Below are 20,849 nucleotides of genomic sequence, written 5' to 3' on the forward strand. Positions count from 1 at the left end.
CTGATCGAACTGACGATTGCCGCGAGTGTGGCAGAACGCGCCCCGCCGCCACGACAGGTTGTAGGCGATCCCTTAACCCATCATGGGCCTAACCCTTCAGTTGCAGGTCCAGCGCCTGAACCTGGTCGTTCGGGGTCTGATACGAGATCAGCAGCCGACCGTCACGGAGCAAGGCACTCCGCTGAGCGGCCGTGATCGGGATGGTCAGTCGCTCGGTTTCCGGCGTGATCTGCGCCGCCTGGTGCTCCACCACGTGACCGCCCATGTCCGGCGACCACGGCGGCACGCCACCGTCGGTGACAGCGCACGGCGTCATCCCGTAGTCCGGCGCCGGGTCCGCCTCCGGCGAGCAACTGGTCGTCCACACCGGAATCGCGCCGATCAGCCCCGTCCACAGGTACAACTGCGCACTGCCCGAGCCAGTAGCCGTCAGATCGACCGAGACCGACGACTGCCCCACCGTCACCCGTTTGACCTGCAACGAGTTGTCGCGCGGCGCCGGTACCCGGCCGGAGATCGGTACGCCGTTGCGCGCCGACTGCGCGATCGTCTGCGGCGAGAACACGCCGTTCAGGTTGGGGTTCGACACGTCCGGCGCGGACGGCGTCGTCGGACGACCGGCCGGCGGCGTGTAGCCGGGCAGGGTCGCCTGGCCCCAGCGGTACGGGTCGGACTGCACGGACCCGAGCGCCGACCACCCGAGCCGGGTGCTCATGTCGATGTGCCGCAACGTCGTCGTACCGGCCGCCGAGGTGTCGTCGTTGTCGTACGGCGTGATGTTCAGCCCCAGCCGCGCCGGGTCGACAGCGGCCGGCAGCGCGGCGAGCGGGATCTTCACCTCGAGGTCGTACCCGCCGCCGGCGTACGCGTGCGGCGTGGTGGTCTCGTTGGTGCCGACCCACTGCGCGGTCGACGCGACCTGGACGCCGGGGGCGTTCGGGGCGTTGTGCACCGTGTTCGCCAGCGGCCCGGTCGAGTAGCCCTGGTGGTTGTCGGCGTCCCGCGACCAGCACGGACCGTTGGCCCCGTTGCCGTTGCGGTTCGCCGGGTCGTTGGTGAACGGGAAGATGCCGAGCTTGAACGTGTTCGCGGTGTCCTTCAGGTCCTGCGACGCCGTACCCCGCGGGTCGAGCAGGATCTCGACGGAGTCGGCCTGCCAGTGCCCGACGCACTCCTCGGGCGTCACGGCGTACGACTGGTAGTCGTCGCGGATGTGGATGAAGAAGTACAGCGCGTCGTCGGACCAGCTCACCTTGGCCGTGCTGCCCTCGCCGGTCGGCGACACACCACAGTCGTCGACCCCGGTGCACCCGTTGGCGCCCTGCCAGATCCGGCCGAGGTCGAGCGTCGGACCGGTGTACTCACCAGCGGACGCCACACCGTCGACGGTCGGCGCGGCCGTCGCCTGACCGATCGCCGTCGTCGGGACCAGCGACAGCGTCAGTACTTCGTTCCCGGTGCCGGCCGGCGCACTGTACGTCGTCGTGATCGGGATGGACACGTTCTGCGTCGCGGGCAGCGCGGTGTCGGTGTTGGTCAGCTTGAACGTCACCGTCGTCTCGGCGCCCGGAGCGAGGTTGCTGTACGGCTTCGAGGTCGCGTCGGCGGTGAAGTTCGCGGGCAGGTCGAGGCTGACCGCGCCGCTCTGCGCCTGGTTCGACCAGTTGTGCACGACGACGGGGACGTCGATCGTCTTGCCGATGCCCATTGACTGGATCGCGTTCGAGCGGCCGAGCCGGGTGGCCTGCGGCGCGGTGTCCGCCAGCCAGTCGTCGTACTCCTTCCAGTTGCCCCAGCGCTGGAACCGGCCCTCGGTCGGCGAGACGATCCGCACCACGTTGTCGGTGTAGCCGGTCTTGCTGCCCGTCGTGTACAGCGCGGACACCTTCGCGTTCTGGTTCACCGGCGCGTTCGCGCTCGGGGTGACCGTGAAGGTGACCGTGGTCTCGCGCGTCGCCGTCACGATGCCGACCCGCTGCGGCGCGCTGACCTTCCAGCCGTCCGGCACGGTCAGCGCGACCTTGCCCGGCAGCAGCGGACCCGCACCGGAGCGCAGGTGCACGGTGGCCTGGAACGGTTCGCCCGCGACGTTGAGGAAGCGGGAGAAGGTGAGGTACTCGAGCGTGCCGAGCGGCAGCCCGCCCGGGTCCGGCTTGGTCGCGCCGAACAGGATCGCGTCATCACGTCCGGCCGCCGCGTTCGCGTTCGGCTGGAACGGCACGAACGACGCCGTCTGGCCGAACCGCGGACACGCGGGCACGGAAGCGCCCTTGTACATCACGCGACTCTGGGTCGGGTACGCCGCACGCCCCTCGTCGGCCACCTGCTGCCAGATCTTCGGCGTCCCGGCGGGCTTGCCCTGCAGGTTCCCGGCCGGCCACTTGTACGGCGAGTCGTACCCGGTCCACACGCCCGCGACCGTGTCGAGACCCGTCGGCGTGAACCCGGTGGTGCAGTGCGCGGCGGACGTCGTACCGCCGGTGCCCGCGGTGCTGCCGCCGGAGAAGACCTTCTTCACCTGCCAGGTGCTCAGCGCACCCGGGCCGCGGAGCTGCTCGGGGAACCTGTTCGGGTCGGCCGCCGCGAGGACGCCTTCCCAGATCAGCCGCCCGGCCTGCTGGTGGTTGCCGTGCCCGGCCTGCAGCGTCGGCGTGAAGCCGATGTAGATCTCCGGCTGCGTCTGGCGGATCACCCGCGTCACCCGCCGGAGCGTCTCCTCCTGGTCCCAGAAGTACTGCGTCAGCGGCGCGCTCTGGTTGTAGAAGAAGTCGACCCGGTCCAGGTTGAAGATGTCGACGGTGCCGGAGCGGTAGTGCGCGACGCGGTCCTCGTTCTCGCGGCGCAGCCCGAGCGCGGGCCCGAGTTCGGTACCGGCCGAGTTCCCGCCGCCCTCACCGCGGGTCACCATGATCACGCCGCACTTGACGCCGTACCGGTCGTGCCAGACGCCGCACGGCCCGATGATGCTGGTGTCGTCGTCGGGGTGGGCCCATTCGCCCATCACGTCGATCTTGGTCGCACGGTCGGCGACGTACCGCGCCGGCGCCGGAGCGGAGTCGGCCTGCGCCGGGGCAAGCGGCGCCAGGCCTCCGAGTGGAATCAGGACAGCGGCTGCCAGCAGGGCAACCCTCGTGCGATAACGCTTCATCTGCTGTCTCCCTTTGGCGGATGCGGGCGGGTTGTCCCCCGAGTAGGTGGTGGCTACTCCCTGACTGCGCCCTCGAGCATGCCCGCGATGAAGTGGCGTTGCAGGAAGAGGTAGAGGATCACGACCGGGGTCGCGACGATCACCGCGCCGGCGGCCAGCAGCGTGAAGCCCTGGCTGTACTGGCCCTGGAAGAAGGCCAGGCCGAGCGGTGCGGTCCGGAGGCTCTCGTCGGTGACCATCACGAGCGGGATCAGGAACTCGTTCCAGGTCCACATGAAGACCAGCACGGTCATCGTGACGATCGCCGGCCGGGCCAGCGGGACCAGGACCTGCCAGAGGATCCGCCGGGTGGACGCGCCGTCCAGCCGGGCGGCCTCGACCAGGTCGCGGCCGCCGGCCCGGAAGTAGGTCCGCATCCAGAACGTGCCGAAGGCAACGGACTGCGCGACCTGGGGCAGCGCGACCGCCCAGAACGTGTCGGTGAGGCCGAGCGTGCGCAGATCGAAATACAGCGGTACGACGATCGCCTCGCTGGGCATCATGATCCCGAGCAGGAACAGGTAGAACAGCACGCCCGACCCGCGGAACCGCATGGTGCCGAAGGCGAAGCCGGTCAGGATCGACAGCAGCACGCTGACCAGCACGACCGACACCGACACGGCGACGCTCATCCGCAGGTAGGTGCCGAAGTGGCCGACCTTCCAGGCCTCGGCGAAGTTCCCGAAGCCGGACGTGTCGCCGGAGTCCGCCGGGGCGAACGCGGCCTGCAGGACGGTCAGGATCGGCGCCAGCGCGAACGCGGCGAACGCCAGCAGGACGACGTAGTTCGCCGCCTTCTCAGCGCGCGAGATCATCGGGTGGCCTCCCGGTCGGCGATCTTGTTGATCACCAGCGAGATCAGCAGGATCAGAACCGTCAGCGTGACGCCGACCGCGGCGGCCGAGCCGACCCGGCCGAGCTCGAACGCCCGGTGGTACACCTCGTACGACGGCACCGAGGTCGAGTTGCCCGGCCCGCCGCTGGTGGTGACGTACACCAGGTCGAAGGTGCGCAGCGCCGCGATCACGGTCAGCGTCAGCGCCACCGCGATCTCACCGCGGACGGACGGCAAGGTCACCGCGAAGAACTCCTGCACCGGCCCCGCGCCGTCCAGCCGAGCGGCCTCGTACAGGCTGCCGCTGATCCGGCTCATCCCGGCCAGCAGCAGCACCGTGACCAGCCCGGTCTCGAACCACGTGCCGATGAATCCGACCGCCGGCAGCGCCAGCGCGTAGTCGCCGAGCCAGCCCCGCGCGAGCGAGCCGAGCCCGAGCGCGCGGAGCAGGTCGTTGATGCTGCCGTCGGGTGCGTACATCCGCCGCCAGGCGACCGCGACGACGACCATCGCGATCACCTGGGGCAGGAAGACGACCGTCCGGAAGAACGGCAGCCCGCGGACCTTCGCCCGGTTCAGCACCGACGCCAGGACCAGGCCGACGCAGACCGGGATCACCGCGAAGAACAGCATCAGCACGAGCGCGTGCCCGAACGCGGACCGCAGGCCGGCGTCGCTGACGATCTCCTGGTAGTTGGCGACGCCGACCCACTTGCCGAGCGTCAGCCCGTCCCAGTCGTAGAACGACAGCTGGACCGACCGGAGCAGCGGGTAGAGCAGGAACGCGGCGTACACCACGAACCCGGGGAGCAGGTACAGGTAGGCGATCCGTCGCGGCTCGCCGGGTGGGCTATCCGTTGGCTTCGGCGAACGCACCGTAATCCTTCTCGAGACGGTCGGCGAACTGCTCCGGCTTGGCCTTTCCGGCCAGCAGGTCCTGCAGGGCCGCGCCGAGCGTGTCCGGCATCGTCGGCGTCGCGTAGTCGAGGTACGGGAGCAGCCCGTCGGACTCGACGACCTTGCCGAAGGCGGTGAAGACGTCCTTCTGCAGCCCGCCCGTGACCTGCTGCTTGGAGGTGTCGGCCACCGGCAGGTTGCCGGTCTTGGAGAGCGTGCCCATCGCGTCCGCGCTGGTGATGAAGTTCAGGTACGCCGCCGCAGCCTCGGGGTGCTTGCTCTTCGCGGTGATCGCGAACGGCAGCCCGGTACCACCGGTGGCGACCGGCTTGGCGTCGGCCGACGTACCCGGCGGGAGCATGAAGCCGACGTCGTCGCCCATCGCCTTGCCCAGGTCGGCCTGCAGCCAGGTGCCGGCGATCAGGTACGTGCCCTTGCCCTTGGCAAACGACTGCCAGGCGGGGTCGTAGTCCTGGCCGTTGAAGCCCTCGTTGAAGTAGCCCTTGCCGACCCAGTCGGTGAGCGTCTGCGCGGCCTTCAGGTTCTCCGCCGACTTCCAGGAGGCGCCCTTGCGGCCGAACCCGAGCTGCTTGATCGCGTCCGGCGGCGTGGTCCGGCCCTGGACCGTGCCGAACACGTGGATCGCCGGCCACTTCTCCAGGTTGCCGAGCATCAGCGGCGCGTCGCCCTTCGCCTTCAGCGTGGCCAGCGACGCCTGGAACTCGTCCCAGGTGGCCGGCGGCTGCAGACCCGCGGCGGCGAGCTTCTTCTTGCTGTAGAAGATCCCGACGACCTCACCGACCTGCGGCATCCCGTACAGGTTGCCCTGGCCGAACGTCTTCCCGTCGGCCGAGTACTGCGCGTACTGCCGCACGGACTCCGGGTACCGCTGGTCCCAGCCGTAGGCCTTCAGGTACGGGTCGAGCGGCACCAACTGGTTCGCCTTGACGAACTCGCCCATGTCCGAGCGGCCGTTGTTCGCCTGGACGACGTCCGGCGGCTCGTTGCCGCTGAGCGCCAGCCGCAGCGTGGTCTTCAGGTCGTCGAAGGACCGCGACACCCGCTTGATCTTGATGTTCGGGTACTTCGCCTGGAACGCCGCGTTCAGCTCCTTGATCTGCGCGTCCTGGCCGCCCCGCACCTCCTGGTCCCACACGAGCAGCGTGACGTCGCCCATCTTCGCCGGGTCGGTCTGCACCGACGACGGGTTGGCCTGCGACGGCGGCGCCGAGGTGTTCGATCCAGGGGTGCAGGCGGTCACCAGGCCGAGCAGGCCGACGGCCGCTACGACCCCGAACCGGGCAATGCGTGACATTGGGGTACTCCCTCCGACCTGACGGTCAGTTGATGGTGACGTCGGCGTTCCGGGCGATGGTCGCCACGGCCCGGCGGACGGCGCCGACCGGCACACTCGGGACGATCTCGTCCAGAAACTCGTACCTGCGCCGCAGCGATCGGGTGTAGCTGCTCCGGTCGTCGTTCTTCCGCAGGTCGTGCCACCAGTCGGCGATGTCGCCCCATCCGGGTGCGGCGAGCGACCCGCCGAACTGCTGGACCGCGAGGGCCGAGCACAGCGTAGCGAAGGCGAGCCGGTCCCCGAGCGGCCAGCCTGCCAGGGTGCCGAGGACCAGGCCGGCGCCGAACACGTCGCCCGCGCCGGTCGGATCCAGGGCCGGCACGCGCAGGGCCGGGATGCGGGCCTCCTCGCCGGTCCGCGCATCGATGCCCATGGCACCTTCCGCGCCGTTCGTGACGACCGCGAGCGGGACCCGGTCGGCCAGTGCGTAGAGCGCGTCCTGCGGCGACTCGGTCCGGGTGTAGGCCATCGCCTCGACCGCGTTCGGCAGGAACGCGTCGCAGTGCGCGAGCTGCGCGAGCACCTCCGGCGACCACTTCCCGGTCGGGTCCCAGCCGACGTCGGCGAACACCAGTCCGCCGTCGGTGCGGGCCAGGTCGACCCAGGTGGCGCGGTCCGGGTCGCCGAGCGGCTCGATGTCGCCGAGGTCGACGATCACCGCGCGGGTCCGCGGCGGCTTCCCGATCATCTCGGTGGCCGGCACCGGCGACGGGTGGCCGTGCGTGACCATGCTGCGGTCGCCGTCGTACGCGACCGACATCGTCACCGGCGAGTGCCAGTTCTCGAACCGCCGGGACCGGCTCAGGTCGACGTGCTCCTGCTCGGACAACGTGCTCCAGCAGAAGTCCGCGTAGTTGTCGTCGCCGAACGCCGCCGCGAGCGAGGTCCGCAGACCCAGCCGGCTGGCCGCAATGGCCAGGTTGGCGGTGCCGCCGGGCGACGACCCCATCCCCTGCGCCCAGACCTCGGTTCCGCCGGTCGGGCGCTCGGCGAGGTCGGTGAAGATGATGTCGAGGAAGACGGTGCCCCAGAGGAAGACGTCGAAGTCGGGTGTCCCGGGGCCGCGCAGGCCGGCGAGCGGGTCGTAGGGCGCATCAGGCATGACGGTCATCTTGCTCCTGACAAACTGCCGTGACAAGCATTTATGAGCAAAAATCTGCAATCTCTGCGTACTTCTGAGCAGATTTGCCTGCTATGGTCGATCCGTGCGACACCAGCGGCAACTCGAGATCGTGCAGCGGCTGCGGTCCGACGGCGCGATCTCGGTCGACGAGCTGGCCCGGCTGCTCGGCGTCAGCTCGGCGACGATCCGGCGCGACCTGCAGCACCTGGACGAGGCCGGCCAGATCACCCGTGTGCACGGCGGCGCGATCGTCCCGGCCGGTGACAGCGAGGACGCCGACCGGGAGCGCCCGTTCGCCTCGGTGGCCACGGACGCGACCCCGGAGAAGCGGCAGATCGCCCGCCGGGCGGCGACCCTGGTCCAGGACGGCGACGTGGTGCTGCTCGACGTCGGTACGACGACCCAGCTGCTCGCCGACGAGCTGCGCGGCCGTCAGGTCACCGTGATGACGACGAGCCTCGCGGTCCTCGACGTACTGCGGGACGACCCGGTGGTGGAGCTGATCCTGCTCGGCGGCTGGGTGCGGCGCGCGTACCACTCGCTGGTCGGCGTACTGACCGAGGACGCGTTGCGCCAGATCCATGCGGATGTGGCGTTCCTCGGCGCGAGCGGCGTCCGCCGCGACGGCTACGTCCTCGACACGACCACGGTCGAGGTGCCGGTGAAACGGGCGATGATCGCGGCGTCCGACCGGACCGTGCTGCTTGCCGACCGCAACAAGTTCCCCGGCAACGGCAAGCTCAAGGTCTGCGGCGCCGCCGATCTCGACGTACTCGTGACGAACTCCGGGGCCGACCCGGACACTCTCCAGATCTGCAACGACAACGGCGTGGAGGTAATCACCACATGAAGCTGGCCATCCTCGGCGGCGGAGGCTTCCGGGTTCCGCTCGTGTACGGCGCGGTCATGGGTGACCAGGGCAGCCGCCGGGTCGACCAGGTGTGCCTGTACGACGTCGATCCCGGCCGGCTGGAGGCGATCGGTCAGGTACTGCGGCAGCTCGCCGAGGAGCACCCGGACGCCCCGAAGGTCGAGGTGACCACCGAGCTCGACGTCGCGCTCGACGGCGCGGACTTCGTGTTCTCGGCGATCCGGGTCGGTGGTCTCGAGGGCCGCACCGCGGACGAACGCGTCGCGCTCGACCTCGGCCTGCTCGGGCAGGAGACCACCGGTCCCGGCGGGCTCGCGTACGGCCTGCGCACGGTGCCGGCCGCGCTGCATGTCGCCGAGCGGGTCGCGGCGATCTGCCCGCGGGCGTGGGTCATCAACTTCACCAACCCGGCGGGCATGATCACCGAGGCCATGCAGGCCGTGCTCGGCAACCGGGTGATCGGGATCTGCGATTCGCCGATCGGCCTCGGCCGCCGCGCCGCCCGCGCGCTCGGCCACGACCCGGACCGCGCCTCACTCGGGTACGTCGGCCTGAACCACCTCGGCTGGCTCAACGGGCTCGGGTACGACGGCCGCGACGTACTCCAGGACCTGATCGCGGACGACCAACTGCTGGCGACGATCGAGGAAGGCCGGCTGTTCGGCGCCGAGTGGATCCAGACGCTCGGCTGCATCCCGAACGAGTACCTGTACTACTACTACTTCACCCGGGACGCCGTCACCTCGATCCGTGGCGGCGCGGAGACCCGCGGCGAGTTCCTCCTCGACCAGCAGCGCGCGTTCTACGACGCGGTCGCCGCCGACCCGGACTCAGCGCTGAACCGCTGGCGCCAGGTCCGGGAGCAGCGCGACTCGACGTACATGAAGGAGACCCGGGGCGAGGCCGAGGAGCGCGACGACGCCGACATCGCCGGCGGCGGCTACGAGGGCGTCGCGGTCGCGATCATGGCCGCCATCGCCCGCAACGAGCGCAGCACCATGATCCTCAACGTCCGCAACGGCTCCACGGTCCCCGGCCTGCCCGCGGACGCAGTCGTCGAGGTGCCGTGCACGGTAGATGCCGACGGCCCCCATCCGCTCGCCACGGCGCCGCTCGCGGGTCACCAGCTGGGCCTGGTCCAGCAGGTCAAGGCCGTCGAGCAGCTCACCATCAGAGCTGCTCGGGACCACTCGCCTCGGCTCGCGCTCCAGGCTCTCGCCCTGCATCCGCTGGTCGACTCGGTCACGACTGCCCGGACGCTCCTGACCAACTACAAGAGCCGGCACCCGGACCTCGCCGACCTGCTCCGCTGAATCACTTCGCGGGCGTCAGGTTCTGGATCGTGAGGATGGTCTCCGGACCCAGCAGCGAGTGCGGGACGTACTCCGCGTTCGCCGGGTCCGGCCAGCCGGACCACCGGGTCGAGTTGACCTCGATGAACCAGGCCGCGGTGAACAGCGGCGCGAACGGCACGTTGTCGACGACGATCTTCTGCAGCGCGGTGGCGTACTCCTTCTGCTTCGCCTCGTCGTTGGTGACGCGCCACTTCGCCAGCAGTTCGTCCGTGGCCTTGTCCTGCCAGCGGGTGTAGTTCGTCGACGCCTCCTCGCCGAGCGGCGCGGTGTTCGCGCTGTTCAGGACGCTGTCGTACCCCGCCCACGGCGTATTGCCGCCGGCCTGCCAGTCGAGCGCGATGTTGTAGTCGCCCTTCGCCATCTGGCCCCAGAGCTGGTCCTCCGGCGTCGGCACCACCTTGACGTTGAGGCCGAGCCCGGTCCGCCACTGCTCGGCGAGGCCGAGGCCCCAGGCGCTCCAGTTCGAGTACTCGACCACGGGCTTCATCGTCAGCGGGTACGACTTCCCGGCCTTCGACAGGTTTCCGTTGGCATCGAGCTTGTACGACGCCTTCGCCAGCTCGGCCTTCGCCGCGGCGAGGTCCTGGGTGTGCGGCTTGTCCTTGTACTCCGGCGCGAGCAGGTCGCCGTACACCTTCGCGTCGAAGCCGGTCGCGTTCGTCGGGGTCTGACCCGTCACGTTGAGCTTGAGCAGCTTCTCCGGGTCGATCGCGGCGTACAGGGCGCGGCGGACGTGCACGTCGTCCAGCGGCGGCTTCGCGGTGTTGAAGTTCAGCCCTTCGTCACCGCCGGTCGAGTAGGTCCAGTAGTGGTTGGTCTTCGGGTTCTTCGCGACGAACTGCTTGTCGGCGTCCTGCCAGGACATCGTGCTCCAGTCCAGCTGCCCGTTCAGCATCATCGCCTTGCCCACCTGCGGGTCGGCGAACGGCTTGATGTTGATGTGCTTGACGCCCTTGGACTTCCCGTTCCAGTAGTCCTCGCGCCAGTCGAAGGTGATCTGTTGCGGCGAGAACTTCGCCAGCTTCGCCGGGCCGGAACCGACCGGTTCCGGGTTGGTCCAGGTCTCGAGGTTCTGCTTCGACCAGATGTGCTCGGGCACGATCCGCTCGTCGCCGTACGCCGCCAGTTTCTGGTAGGCGACGTCGTCGTACGTGACCACGACGGTGTGGTCGTCGGGCGTGCTGATGGTCTTGAAGCCGAGCGAGTTCTGGGTCAGCTTCGGGTTCGACTTCGGCGCCTCGAAGGTGAACTTCACGTCCTTGGCGGTCAACGGCGTACCGTCGGACCACTTCACGTCCTTGCGCAGCTTGAAGGTCAGCGTCTTGCCGTCCGCGCTCCACTCGTACGACTCCGCCAGCCACGGCTCGGGCTTCTTGGCGGCGAGATGGTTGATCCGCAGCAACGGCTCGTAGAGCAGGTTGGCGGCCGGGCTCTTCTTGTCCGCGGGCGAGAACCGGTTCCAGTTCTTCACGAACGTCGGCGCCGCCGCCGAGGCGGTCATGTTCAGCGTGTCGATCGTCGCCTTGCCGCCGGTACCGCTCGTGCTGCCGGTCCCCTTGTCGGTGCTGCACCCGACGGCGGCCGCGACGAGGGTGACCGCCGCGGCGACTGCGGCGAGTTTGCGATGCTTCATGAGTTTCCTTCCAGGACGTGGCCCCTGTTCCGCTGATGCAGCCAGCAGTGCGCCCACTGGCCGTCGGGGAACTCGGTGCGTTCGGGGAATGTCTGCCGGCACTCGTCCATCGCGAACGGGCACCGCGGATGGAACTGACAGCCGCTCGGCGGGTCGACCAGGTTCGGCGGCTCGCCGAGGTCGTCCCCGGCGACGTCGAACAGGCCGGTGCCGTGACCTGTGTCACCGGATCGCAGCGACCGGCCCGGATCGGGCGAGGAGTCGAGCAGCAGTTTCGTGTACGGGTGCTTGGGCGACTGGATCACGGACTCCCGCGGCCCGCCCTCGACCATCTGACCGGCGTACATCACCTGGATCGAGTCGCACAGGTACCGTGCGCTCGCGATGTCGTGGGTGATGTAGAGCAGCGCCAGGCCCTCCTCGTCGCGCAGCTTCGCGAGCAGGTTGAGGATGTCGAGCCGGATCGACACGTCCAGCATCGAGATCGGCTCGTCGCCGAGCAGCACACTCGGCCGGACGGCGAGCGCGCGGGCGATGACGATCCGCTGCCGCTGGCCGCCCGACAGTTCGTGCGGGAACTTGTCGATGAACTGCTCGACCGGCGTCAGGTTCACCTTGCGCAGCAGCTCGAGGATCTGTTCCTCCAGCTGCTTGCCGCGCAGCCCGCGCTGGTGGATCCGCAGTGCCCGGCCGAGCGTGTACCGCACCTTGTGGAGCGGGTTCAGCGAGGCGAAGGGGTCCTGGAAGATCAACTGGACCTGCCGGAAGTACGACCGCTCGGCGTTCTTCGCGTGCGACACCTCTTCGCCGTTCAGGCGGATCGTGCCGGCGGTCTGCGGGTACGCGAGCGCCAGCATCCGGGCGACGGTGGTCTTGCCCGAGCCGCTCTCCCCGACCAGCGCGACGATGCTGCCCTTGTGCAGGGTCACGTTCGCGTTCTGCACGGCCTTGACCGTCGTACCGCGCGCGCCGCGGCCGTGCACCGGGAACTCCTTGCTCAGGTTGGTTGCCTCCAGCACCGGAGTGTTCATCGGGTCTCCTCGTACAGCAAGCAGGCGACGTCGTTGCGGCCGACCGGACGAAGTACTGGGATCCTTTCGTCGCAGCCGTCGATCCGGTCCGCACAGCGCGGATGGAACGCGCAGCCGGACGGCGGCGTGCGCAGGTCCGGTGGCGAACCGGGGATGCCGCGCATCGTGGTGAGTTCGCCGTGCAGCGGCGGGAACGAGTCGCGGAGGCCACGGGTGTACGGGTGTTTCGGGGCGGTGTAGATGTCCCTGGCGGAGCCGAGCTCGACGATGCGGCCGCCGTACATGATCGCGATCTGGTCGGCCAGCTCGAGCAGCAGCGACAGGTCGTGCGTGACGAAGACGACCGCGAAACCGAGCTGGTCCTGGAGTTTCAGCAGTTGGGCGAGGATCTGCCGCTGCATCACCACGTCGACGGCGGTGGTCGGTTCGTCCATCACGATCAGGTCCGGATCGCAGGCCAGCGCGAGCGCGATCAGCGACCGCTGCCGCATACCGCCGGAAAGCTCGTGCGGGTACGACCGCAGCCGCTCGGGGCCGATGCCGACCATCGCGACCAGTTCCGCGGCGCGGTCCCACGCCTGCTGCTGCGACATGCCCGGGTCGTGACAACGCAGTACGTCCTCGAACTGCGCGCCGAGCCGCATCACCGGGTTCAGGCAGTCCATCGCGCTCTGCAGGACGATGGCCAGCTCCGACCAGCGATAGGCACGCAGCTGGCGTTCCGAGATGGTCAGGAGGTCGACCTTGTCACCGTCGCCCGAGTGGTACACGAGCCGGCCGGCCGACGTCACTGCCGGCGGCCGCTGCAGCCTCGTCAGCGCGGTGATCAGCGTCGACTTGCCCGAACCGGACTCACCCGCGACGCCCAGGATCTGGCCCCGGTGCAGCGTGAACGACACGTCGGCGCACGCCTTGACCGAGCCTTCCTGGGACAAGTACTCGACGGTGAGTCCGTCGACCTCCAGCAGGACGTCGTTCATCACGCCACCCCCGCTTCCGCCGTCTTGGCGGCCCGGCGGAATCGCTTCATCAGCTTGTGATTCGCCGCCGACAGCCGCGGGTTGCTGATCTCGTCGATGCCGAAGTTGACCAGTGCGGTCGCGGTGCCGAGCAGCGCGATGCACAGGCCCGGCGGTACGAACCACCACCACAGGCCGTTGAGGATCGCGCTCTGTCCCTGGGCCTCGGAGATGATCGTGCCCCAGCTGACGCTGCCGGTGGTGCCGATCCCGAGGAAGCTCAGCGCGGCCTCGGCGAACACCCCGGCGACGCAGGCGCGCAGGAACATCGCGGACACGATGCCGGTCATGTGCGGCATCACCTCGGCGAACACCAGCCGGGTCTTGGACTCACCGAGCATCCGCATCGCGACCGTGAAGTCCCGGCCGCGCAACGACATCGTCTGCGACCGCAGCGTGCGCGCCCCACCGGGCCACTCGAACGCGGCGATGATCAGCGCGATCACCCACCACGAGGCGCCCTGCACGTACCCCGCGATGATCAGCGTCAGCGCGAAACTCGGCAGCGTGAGGAACAGGTTGGTGAACGCCGTCAGCGCGTGGTCGAGCTTCCCGCCGAGGAACCCACTGGGTACGCCGACCAGCGCCGCCAGCACGGTGGCGAGGACGGCGCTCGTGATGCCCACGAACACCGAGCCGCGGGCGCCGACGATCACCTGGGCGAGCACGTCCGAACCGGGCAGCGTCGTCCCGAGGAGATGGTCCGCGCTCGGCGGCTGACCGAGTGCGTCGTAGTCGATCGCGCGGGGCGTGGTGTCCAGCACCGACGACACGAACCACGGTCCGAGCAGCGCCAGCAGCAGGAACGCGGCGAAGACACCGAGTCCGATCCGGACCTTGGAGTTGCGCAGGAATCCGCTCAGCATGCCTCAGCCCTCGTCCCTGGTTCGCGGATCGAGCAGGACGTAGATCGAGTCGGCGATTAGGTTCGCGATCAGCACCGTCAGCGTGATCAGCAGGAAGATCGTCTGCATCACCGGGAAATCGTGGTCGACCGTTGCCCGGTACAACCGATGACCGAGCCCCGGGTACGTGAACACCACCTCGGTCAGCAGCACGCCGCCGAGGATCCCGCCGATCGCCAGCGCGAGTCCGGTCACGTTGGGCAGCAGCGCGTTGCGGGCGGCGTACTTGAACAGCACCCGCCAGGTCGGCAGCCCTTTCGCCTTCGCGAGCAGCACGTAGTCCTCGCTGACCGTCGTCACCATCACGTTCCGCATGGTGAAGAGCCAGCCGTTGAAGCCGATGAAGATCAGCGTCAGCGCCGGCAGGGCGCCGTACTTGAGGATGCTCAGCAGGAACCAGACGTTGTTGATCTGGTACGGGACATCGGGGTCGTAGGCGCCGGAGACCGGGAACCAGCCGAGCTTGAACGCGAACGCCCAGAGCGCGACCAGCGACAACCAGAACGCCGGGATCGCGTGCAGGAACGTGGTCGTCGGGGCGAAGATCGCGTCGAAGCGGCTGCCCGGCTTCCAGCCCATGTACGCACCCAGCGCGGTGCCGATGATCCACGCGAGGATCGTGGTCGTCCCGACCAGCAGCAGGGTCCACGGCAGCGCCTGCGCGATCAGGTCGACGACCGGCGTCGGGTACTCGCTCAGCGAGAGTCCGAAGCGGAAGTGCGCGAGGTCGTTCAGGTACCGCAGGTACTGCGACACGAGATCCTCGCGGGCACCGCCGAAGAACAGGCGCACCGAGCGGACCTGGTCCGGGGTCGGCGCCTGCCCGGTCAGCTGCTGGATCCGCCGCAGCATGGTCGCCGCCGGATCACCCGGCATGAACCGCGGGATCAGGAAGTTGAAGGTCAACGCGGCCCAGAACGTCACCAGGTAGAAGCCGAGCCGCCGGCCGAGGTAGCGCAGGCTCCCGGCCCGGGCCCGGAATTGGTCTGGTGCACGGCGGCCGGTCGGCTCGTCGACGGCGGTGGATGACTCGCTGATCAGTCCTCACTCCCCTCGCACGCTGTCACAGGGATCTGATTGGACGTGACCGTATCTGGGCGAAGATGCTTGAACAAGCCCTAATTCACACATTTTCGCAAACTGAATCGTTCAGCTTTGCATTGGTCCAAACCAATCCGCGTGCTGCTGCCGGCCTGCTAGGGTCGCGTTAACGTTGCCGGAATTGGTACTGATGACTCAGTAGCGCGCCCGCCCGCGTGACGCCGCGGGCCGGCCAGTCGCGACTTGGTTGCCGCCGTCACCTCCGGACAACAGCCACCGACGGGTCCGCGCTCAGTGGCGTTGACTCGGATTGGTATTGTCCAGTTCCGTGGGCGAGGCAGGGAGCGGACGCGGGTGACGACCAAACACGCATCGGTGCGCGAGTTCGTCGTGGAGCAGATCGAGCTGCACCTCGGCGCGCACGACCGGTTGCCGACCGAGCGCGAGCTCAGCGATCGCCTCGGCGTCAGCCGGCTGACTGTCCGCCGGGCCATCCAGGAACTCGAAGGCGAGGGATTGGTCTACCGGATCCAGGGCTCGGGGACGTACGTGGCCGAGCCGCGGATCCGGAAGGGCACGGAGCTGACGTCGTTCTCCGCCGACATGCGTGCCCGCGGCCTGACGCCGGGCGCGCGCCTGCTGACCGCGGAGACCGTGATCGCCGGCGCGGACCAGAGCTGGCGCCTGTCGGTCAGCCCGGGCACCGAACTCCACCACATCTCCCGGCTCCGGCTGGCGAACTCGCAACCGATGTGCCTGGAGGACGTCTGGCTGGTGGCCGCGCACACGCCCGAGCTGCTGTCGCACAACCTCGAGGGTTCGCTGTACGACCTGCTCACCCAGAAGTACCGCATCGTGGTCGACCGGGCGGAGCAGGAGACCCGCGCGACGGTCCTCGACACCGACGAGGCCGCGCTGCTCGGCGTACCGCCGTACTCTGCGGCGTTGCAGGTCGAGCGCGTGACGAGCGACGTGCGCGGCCGGCCGATCGAGTACGCGAGATCGCGGTATCGCGGCGATCGCTACAGCTCGATCACGACCCTCACCCGACAGACGTAGCGAAGAAGGCTCGAACGGCTGCCGCGTAGCCGTCCGGATCCCGCCGATGGATCCAGTGACCGGTCTCCTCGAAGGTCACCAGCTCGGCGCCCGGGCGCCGGGCGACCATCTCCTTGGCATGCTCTGATGGGAGAAGGAAACTGTTAGTTGCTCTAAGCAACAGAACTGCATGCTGCGCTGCGAGCCAGTCGTCCCACCAGACCCCGACATTGCCTCGCTGCACCTGCATCATGTCGCGCGGATCGAACAGGAGCTCCCAGCGCTTGTCGGGACGCTGCACCACGCTCTCCAGAAAGTAGTCCGGCTCAGGAGTAGCCGAAAAGAAGGCCTCCGCCGCGCCGCGATCAGGAAAGCTCCGCGGCCACCCGCTGACATCAAGCACCGGCTCCGCAACCACCGGCCTGTCGGTCACCGCGCCGACGTCCTCGACCACCAACGCTCGCGCCAGCTGAGGGTGGCGTGCCGCCAATTGGTACGCCGTGACGCCACCGAGCGAATGCCCGATCACGAACGCGGGCTCGAGCCCCATCGCGATGATGAACTGTGCGACGTCGTCGACGTACGCCTCCCGCCCGAAATCACCACCCCTGTCAGACAGACCGTGACCACGCAGATCCGGCGCGACCACCCGATACTCCGGCCGAAGCCGCTCGGCAACGGCGGAAAACGTCGCACCCCGCCCGAAAGCCCCATGCAGAGCAAGAACCGGCGTACCGGCCCCACCAGCATCCTCGTAGTGAACCGTCCTGTTGTTCACGGCAACTATCGGCATAACTCCAGCTTCGCAACGAGGCCGGCAGGAACTGGTCAGATAGCAGATCCGCCGGCCGTAGGTCCCGATCTAACTTCAGTGACTGTAGCCGCGCCGGACGACGGCCTCCGGGACGCGGTCCGGTTCACCGCCGAACTGGGCGTCGGCCGAACCATCGACGCATTGGAAGAACTCGAGAAGATCCTCGGACAGGAGGCGTGACATGTACGCCGTCATCTACCGCTACGAAACCCACCAGAAGTCCGTCGCGTCGATCATGCGATCGGTGAGTGCCGACTTCGCCGACCGCATCCCCGCGCAGATCGGAAGCCTGCTCTACACCGCCATCGACTCCGGCGACGGCACCGCCACGACGATCGTGCTGTACCCCGACCAGGAGACCGCGGAACGCGGGATGCAGGTCAGCGCCCAGGTCCTCGAATCCCTGAACACCACCCACGGCGTCACCGCGAAGGAACGCATCGAGGGCGAGGTCGTCGTGAGCCGCGGTACCACGGAGGTCGCGACGCGCATCGACCCGTAGTAGCCGCCCCGGGAGCTATCGTCAGGGCATGACTCAGCCGAACGCGGATGCTGGCCAAGGGCAACCACCCGCCGGACCACCGATCGCCCCCGGCCCTCAGGCGTACGGCCCTCCACAGAACTACTCGCCCCGCCCGCCAACCGCCACGAATCACCGCGAACGACGGGGTATCAAAGCCGTCGCCGCCGGAGCGATCCTGTTCGCGCTGGCGTTCGCGGTCCTGGTCCTCCCCTACGGCCTGTTCATCCTGGGAGGCGGCGGAGACACCGAAGCATTCGCCGACCTCCAACGCGGCTTCGCGATCGCCAGCGCGGTCATCGCCGTACTGGCCCTCGCCGTACTCGTCTCCGGCACCGTCACCATCCTCACCGCCCGCCGCCGAAGCCACCCGTAGCGCGCCCGCTCAGCCGGGAAGCCGGCGGGTCTGGATCAGCTGCTGCGCGACGTCGCGCAGCTTGGTGTTGGTGTTCTGGGAGTAGCGCCGCAGTACGGCGAAGGCGCGGTCGCCGTCGAGGTTGTAGCGCTCCATGAGGATGCCCATCGCCTGACCGACGAGTTTGCGTGCGTCGACTGCCTGCGCGAGGTGGTCTTCGCGGCGGGCGCTGGCGACCGCGATCGAGGCGTGGCGGGCCAGGATGTGTGCGATCGCCTCTTCGTCGGGACCGAACGCGTCCGGCTGGGCGCTGTAGAGGCCCAGAACCCCGACCGTGCCGTCCGAGGTGGTCAGCGGCACGTCCAGAACGCTGCACACCCCGAGCTCGCGGACTTTGCCGGCCCAATCCGGCCACCGGTCGTCCGTGGTGGTGTCGCGGACCAGCACCGTCGAGTGCTCGCGCATCGACTCTGACAGCGGACCCTCTCCGCCGCAGATCTGGAACGCGTAGATCTCGGCGACCACCGGGTCGGTGGCCGCGGGAATCTGCAGCCGTCCGCCGTTGACGATGAGTGCGACGCCGGCGTGCGAGCAGCCCAGCGTCTGCAGCGCGAAGTCCACGACCGCGTCGACGGTCTGTTCGGTTCCGGCGGAGTCGTGCAGGTCGAGTGCGAGCTGAGCGAACCGTTCGGCAGCGGTGTTTCCGGTGAGCTCGATCATGTCCGCCTCGGACTGCTCCCGGCCTATCACGGCGACTTCTCGGCTGTGCCACAGGCCATCGTCGTGCCGGCAGCCGGTTCGGATGAGGCAACCACAGCCGCAGCGTCAAGACAGCTTGACTTCATATCGTCAAGGTAGCTTGACCCCAGCTCGGTGTCAAGCTACCTTGACGCTATGAGCGGCGACTCACAACAGCCCCCCGAACCTGCGGATTCCAGGAGCCTGGAGGAGCTGCTCGAGGTACTGAGAGTCAGCGACCAACGGGAGCTGTATGAGCGCGGGATCGAGCAGGGACAGGAAACCGGCCATCCGGTCGCGGTCATCGTGAAGGCCCTGTCGGACCTACCGGGCGTCACCGGACTGGAGGCGTTGCGCGCAAGCCGACGAGTGGTCGAGCTGCTCACCAACGCGCGCTGGCACATGATGCGCCAAGCCCGCGAAGAAGGCTCCAGCTGGAGCCAGGTAGGCAGCGCCCTGGGCGTCAGCAAGCAGGCCGCCTACGACTTCTACCGCCGAAAACTGGACCAGCAAGACGCATCACCCACCCCAGAGACCTACAACACAGAGCGATCACGAGCAGCCCTAGGCCCAAACGCCAACGGCTAACACGCCGCCGCCCGCAAGCCCCGGATCACTTCCACGAGCACCACGATGCGGTACCCCGTGCTCCTCAACGGCGAGCCCGGAGGGGGTATAGCGCCGGATGGATCCCGCCGGCCAACCAGGTGGTGACGACGGCGTTGAAGAGGGCGGGACCTTCGACGTTCCAGACGTGGTGCATGCCTGGGACCAGACGCGCCTCGGCGTGAGGTAGGGCGCGCAGCGACTCACGAGCCACCTTGGAATCGCGCTCGCCGGCCACGAGAAGCAGACGGCCGGGGTAGTTGTCGAGGTACGGCGGCACGCCGCCGGACCGGACGTCGTCGAACATGGCTCGCGCGGTGTCGCGGTGGACCGAGAGGCCATGGGTCACATAGCGCTCCCGTGCATCGACCGGCAGCCGCAAGCCGGCCGCCATCGCTTTCCAGAACCACGGCGAGTTCCAGAGGGCCAGCTGAAGTCCCGCCACGAGACTCGTGAACCCGCGGACCGGGAGCAGTGGCGCACCGGACACCAGGACCGAGGCCGCGGCGTCGGGATGGCGGGCGGCGAGGTGGAGTCCGACGGAGCCTCCCAGCGAGAGACCGACGACGTGGAAGCGCCGGCTTCCGGTCAGCTGCTCGACGCGCGCGACGAGGTCGTCGGCGGCACCGTCGAGCCCGGGCCACCGTTCCGCCGTACGTCGTCCGAAGCCCGGCAGGTCAGGCGTGACAACGGTGCGGTCCTGCAGGGCTTCGAGCTGGGGCTCCCACATCCAGCCCGCGACGTTGCCGCCGTGCACGAGCACAACGGGGAGATCGTCGAGTAGGTCCGACGCTTCACGACTGGCCGGGTGCAACTCCGGAAAGGTGGTTGTCATTGCAGTTCCTTCTCCAGGCTGTCGAGCCATTCGAGTTCGGCAACGGTGTGACGCAAGCCGTTGTCGAGGGTGGCGAGCCGAAGACGCTCGGCGCGGTCGGCCGGCTCGGGATTGGCGTCGCGGATCGCCTCGAGGGTGGCGAGGGTTGCCAGCGCTGCTTCCCGGCGGCGGTGCAGCAGGCGCGCCACCTCCGCCGGTTCGAGCTCCCCCGCGAAGAAGATCCGCGCCAGGAACGCATCCCGTTCCGGCTGCCGATCCAGGTCGGACTTCAGCCACTCCCGCAGTACACGCCGCCCGGCGCGGGTGATCCGGTGCTCATGCCGGTCGGGCGCCGCCGTACCGGGCACCGTGCGTACTTCGACCAACCCGTCGCTCACCAACGCCGCAAGGGTCCGGTAGATCTGCGCCTTGTCGGCCGACCAGAAGTAGTTGACGCTCGAGTCGAACTGCCGCTTGAGGTCGTAGCCCGACATCGGCGCGATCGACAGCAGTCCCAGAATGATGCGCTGCAGGATCACCGGACTAGTAGACAATACATCTAGATGATTTGTCTACTACACCCGCATGACCAGCTACTCGAACGGCAGCCCCGCATGGACATCCCGGTCGCTGCTTCGAAGATTCCCAGGGCGGGTGCATCCGTAGGGCCGGCCCTGACGGAAGTACCGGGCAAGAACCGACGATCCGAG

General features: G+C 68.6%; 21 protein-coding genes. 7 read left to right on the top strand and 14 right to left on the bottom strand.

Translation table 11 applies throughout. The features are described 5' to 3' along the window. Positions 1–88 precede the first annotated feature (88 nt). Genes ABN611_RS06120 through ABN611_RS06140 form a run of 5 tightly spaced genes read right to left on the bottom strand, consistent with a single transcriptional unit; the run spans position 89 to position 7,378 of the window. On the bottom strand, positions 89–3,148 hold the full coding sequence (locus tag ABN611_RS06120) for a PIG-L family deacetylase (protein ID WP_350278800.1): 3,060 nt from the start codon (positions 3,146–3,148) through the stop codon (positions 89–91). Between the two features lie 53 nt (positions 3,149–3,201). Then, positions 3,202–4,002, bottom strand: coding sequence for a carbohydrate ABC transporter permease (locus ABN611_RS06125; RefSeq protein WP_350278801.1), 801 nt, complete (start codon positions 4,000–4,002; stop codon positions 3,202–3,204). Next, complete coding sequence (locus ABN611_RS06130; protein WP_350278802.1) at positions 3,999–4,898, bottom strand: sugar ABC transporter permease; 900 nt, start codon at positions 4,896–4,898, stop codon at positions 3,999–4,001. Before ABN611_RS06130 ends, ABN611_RS06125 begins: the two co-directional genes overlap by 4 nt. Next, complete coding sequence (locus tag ABN611_RS06135) at positions 4,873–6,234, bottom strand: extracellular solute-binding protein (protein WP_350278803.1); 1,362 nt, start codon at positions 6,232–6,234, stop codon at positions 4,873–4,875. Before ABN611_RS06135 ends, ABN611_RS06130 begins: the two co-directional genes overlap by 26 nt. Positions 6,235–6,259: 25 nt before the next feature. Continuing rightward, positions 6,260–7,378, bottom strand: a complete 1,119-nt coding sequence (locus tag ABN611_RS06140; RefSeq protein WP_350278804.1) for a PfkB family carbohydrate kinase — start codon at positions 7,376–7,378, stop codon at positions 6,260–6,262. 103 nt (positions 7,379–7,481) lie between these two features. Here ABN611_RS06140 and ABN611_RS06145 point away from each other — a divergent pair, with 103 nt between their 5' ends. Together ABN611_RS06145 and ABN611_RS06150 are read left to right on the top strand one after the other, a co-directional pair. Further along, positions 7,482–8,249 (top strand): DeoR/GlpR family DNA-binding transcription regulator, encoded by a 768-nt coding sequence (locus ABN611_RS06145; RefSeq protein ID WP_350278805.1) that lies wholly within the window; start codon positions 7,482–7,484, stop codon positions 8,247–8,249. Continuing rightward, complete coding sequence (locus ABN611_RS06150; protein WP_350278806.1) at positions 8,246–9,583, top strand: 6-phospho-beta-glucosidase; 1,338 nt, start codon at positions 8,246–8,248, stop codon at positions 9,581–9,583. Before ABN611_RS06145 ends, ABN611_RS06150 begins: the two co-directional genes overlap by 4 nt. 1 nt (position 9,584) lies before the next feature. On the opposite strand, the gene ABN611_RS06155 is transcribed toward ABN611_RS06150, so the two are convergent. From ABN611_RS06155 to ABN611_RS06175, 5 genes are read right to left on the bottom strand one after another with little or no spacing between them, the layout of a single operon-like run. Further along, positions 9,585–11,258 carry an ABC transporter substrate-binding protein gene (locus ABN611_RS06155; protein WP_350278807.1) on the bottom strand — a complete coding sequence of 558 codons (1,674 nt, stop codon included), beginning with the start codon at positions 11,256–11,258 and terminating at the stop codon, positions 9,585–9,587. Further along, complete coding sequence (locus ABN611_RS06160; RefSeq protein WP_350278808.1) at positions 11,255–12,289, bottom strand: ABC transporter ATP-binding protein; 1,035 nt, start codon at positions 12,287–12,289, stop codon at positions 11,255–11,257. The genes ABN611_RS06155 and ABN611_RS06160 overlap by 4 nt, the downstream gene beginning before the upstream one ends. After that, complete coding sequence (locus ABN611_RS06165; protein ID WP_350278809.1) at positions 12,286–13,269, bottom strand: ABC transporter ATP-binding protein; 984 nt, start codon at positions 13,267–13,269, stop codon at positions 12,286–12,288. The genes ABN611_RS06160 and ABN611_RS06165 overlap by 4 nt, the downstream gene beginning before the upstream one ends. Further along, positions 13,269–14,174 (bottom strand): ABC transporter permease, encoded by a 906-nt coding sequence (locus ABN611_RS06170; protein WP_350278810.1) that lies wholly within the window; start codon positions 14,172–14,174, stop codon positions 13,269–13,271. Before ABN611_RS06170 ends, ABN611_RS06165 begins: the two co-directional genes overlap by 1 nt. 3 nt (positions 14,175–14,177) lie before the next feature. Further along, positions 14,178–15,137, bottom strand: coding sequence for an ABC transporter permease (locus ABN611_RS06175; protein WP_350278811.1), 960 nt, complete (start codon positions 15,135–15,137; stop codon positions 14,178–14,180). 471 nt (positions 15,138–15,608) lie between these two features. Here ABN611_RS06175 and ABN611_RS06180 point away from each other — a divergent pair, with 471 nt between their 5' ends. Then, entirely contained in the window at positions 15,609–16,313 is a 705-nt protein-coding gene (locus tag ABN611_RS06180; RefSeq protein WP_350278812.1) for a GntR family transcriptional regulator, read from the top strand. Here ABN611_RS06180 and ABN611_RS06185 read toward each other — a convergent pair. Further along, the gene (locus ABN611_RS06185) at positions 16,297–17,085 is read right to left on the bottom strand and encodes an alpha/beta hydrolase (protein WP_350278813.1); all 789 of its coding nucleotides are present in this window, start codon (positions 17,083–17,085) and stop codon (positions 16,297–16,299) included. The two genes, ABN611_RS06180 and ABN611_RS06185, sit on opposite strands and share 17 nt — an antisense overlap. A gap of 78 nt (positions 17,086–17,163) precedes the next feature. Here ABN611_RS06185 and ABN611_RS06190 point away from each other — a divergent pair, with 78 nt between their 5' ends. From ABN611_RS06190 to ABN611_RS06200, 3 genes are read left to right on the top strand one after another with little or no spacing between them, the layout of a single operon-like run. Then, complete coding sequence (locus ABN611_RS06190; protein ID WP_350278814.1) at positions 17,164–17,286, top strand: hypothetical protein; 123 nt, start codon at positions 17,164–17,166, stop codon at positions 17,284–17,286. A 1-nt stretch (position 17,287) separates the two neighbouring features. Then, a complete protein-coding gene (locus ABN611_RS06195; protein WP_350278815.1) occupies positions 17,288–17,608 on the top strand; it encodes a hypothetical protein in 321 nt (106 codons plus the stop codon). Between the two features lie 28 nt (positions 17,609–17,636). Continuing rightward, positions 17,637–18,002, top strand: a complete 366-nt coding sequence (locus ABN611_RS06200; protein WP_350278816.1) for a hypothetical protein — start codon at positions 17,637–17,639, stop codon at positions 18,000–18,002. Between the two features lie 9 nt (positions 18,003–18,011). Here ABN611_RS06200 and ABN611_RS06205 read toward each other — a convergent pair whose 3' ends face one another. Beyond that, positions 18,012–18,701, bottom strand: coding sequence for a GAF and ANTAR domain-containing protein (locus tag ABN611_RS06205; protein WP_350281602.1), 690 nt, complete (start codon positions 18,699–18,701; stop codon positions 18,012–18,014). Positions 18,702–18,875: 174 nt separating this feature from the next. Here ABN611_RS06205 and ABN611_RS06210 point away from each other — a divergent pair, with 174 nt between their 5' ends. Then, on the top strand, positions 18,876–19,307 hold the full coding sequence (locus ABN611_RS06210) for a hypothetical protein (RefSeq protein ID WP_350278817.1): 432 nt from the start codon (positions 18,876–18,878) through the stop codon (positions 19,305–19,307). A gap of 64 nt (positions 19,308–19,371) precedes the next feature. Here ABN611_RS06210 and ABN611_RS06215 read toward each other — a convergent pair whose 3' ends face one another. Beyond that, positions 19,372–20,160, bottom strand: a complete 789-nt coding sequence (locus tag ABN611_RS06215; protein WP_350278818.1) for an alpha/beta fold hydrolase — start codon at positions 20,158–20,160, stop codon at positions 19,372–19,374. Continuing rightward, a complete protein-coding gene (locus ABN611_RS06220) occupies positions 20,157–20,678 on the bottom strand; it encodes a PadR family transcriptional regulator (RefSeq protein WP_350278819.1) in 522 nt (173 codons plus the stop codon). Before ABN611_RS06220 ends, ABN611_RS06215 begins: the two co-directional genes overlap by 4 nt. Between the last annotated feature and the right edge of the window lie 171 nt (positions 20,679–20,849).

The organism is Kribbella sp. HUAS MG21, from assembly GCF_040254265.1.
GTDB lineage: Bacteria > Actinomycetota > Actinomycetes > Propionibacteriales > Kribbellaceae > Kribbella.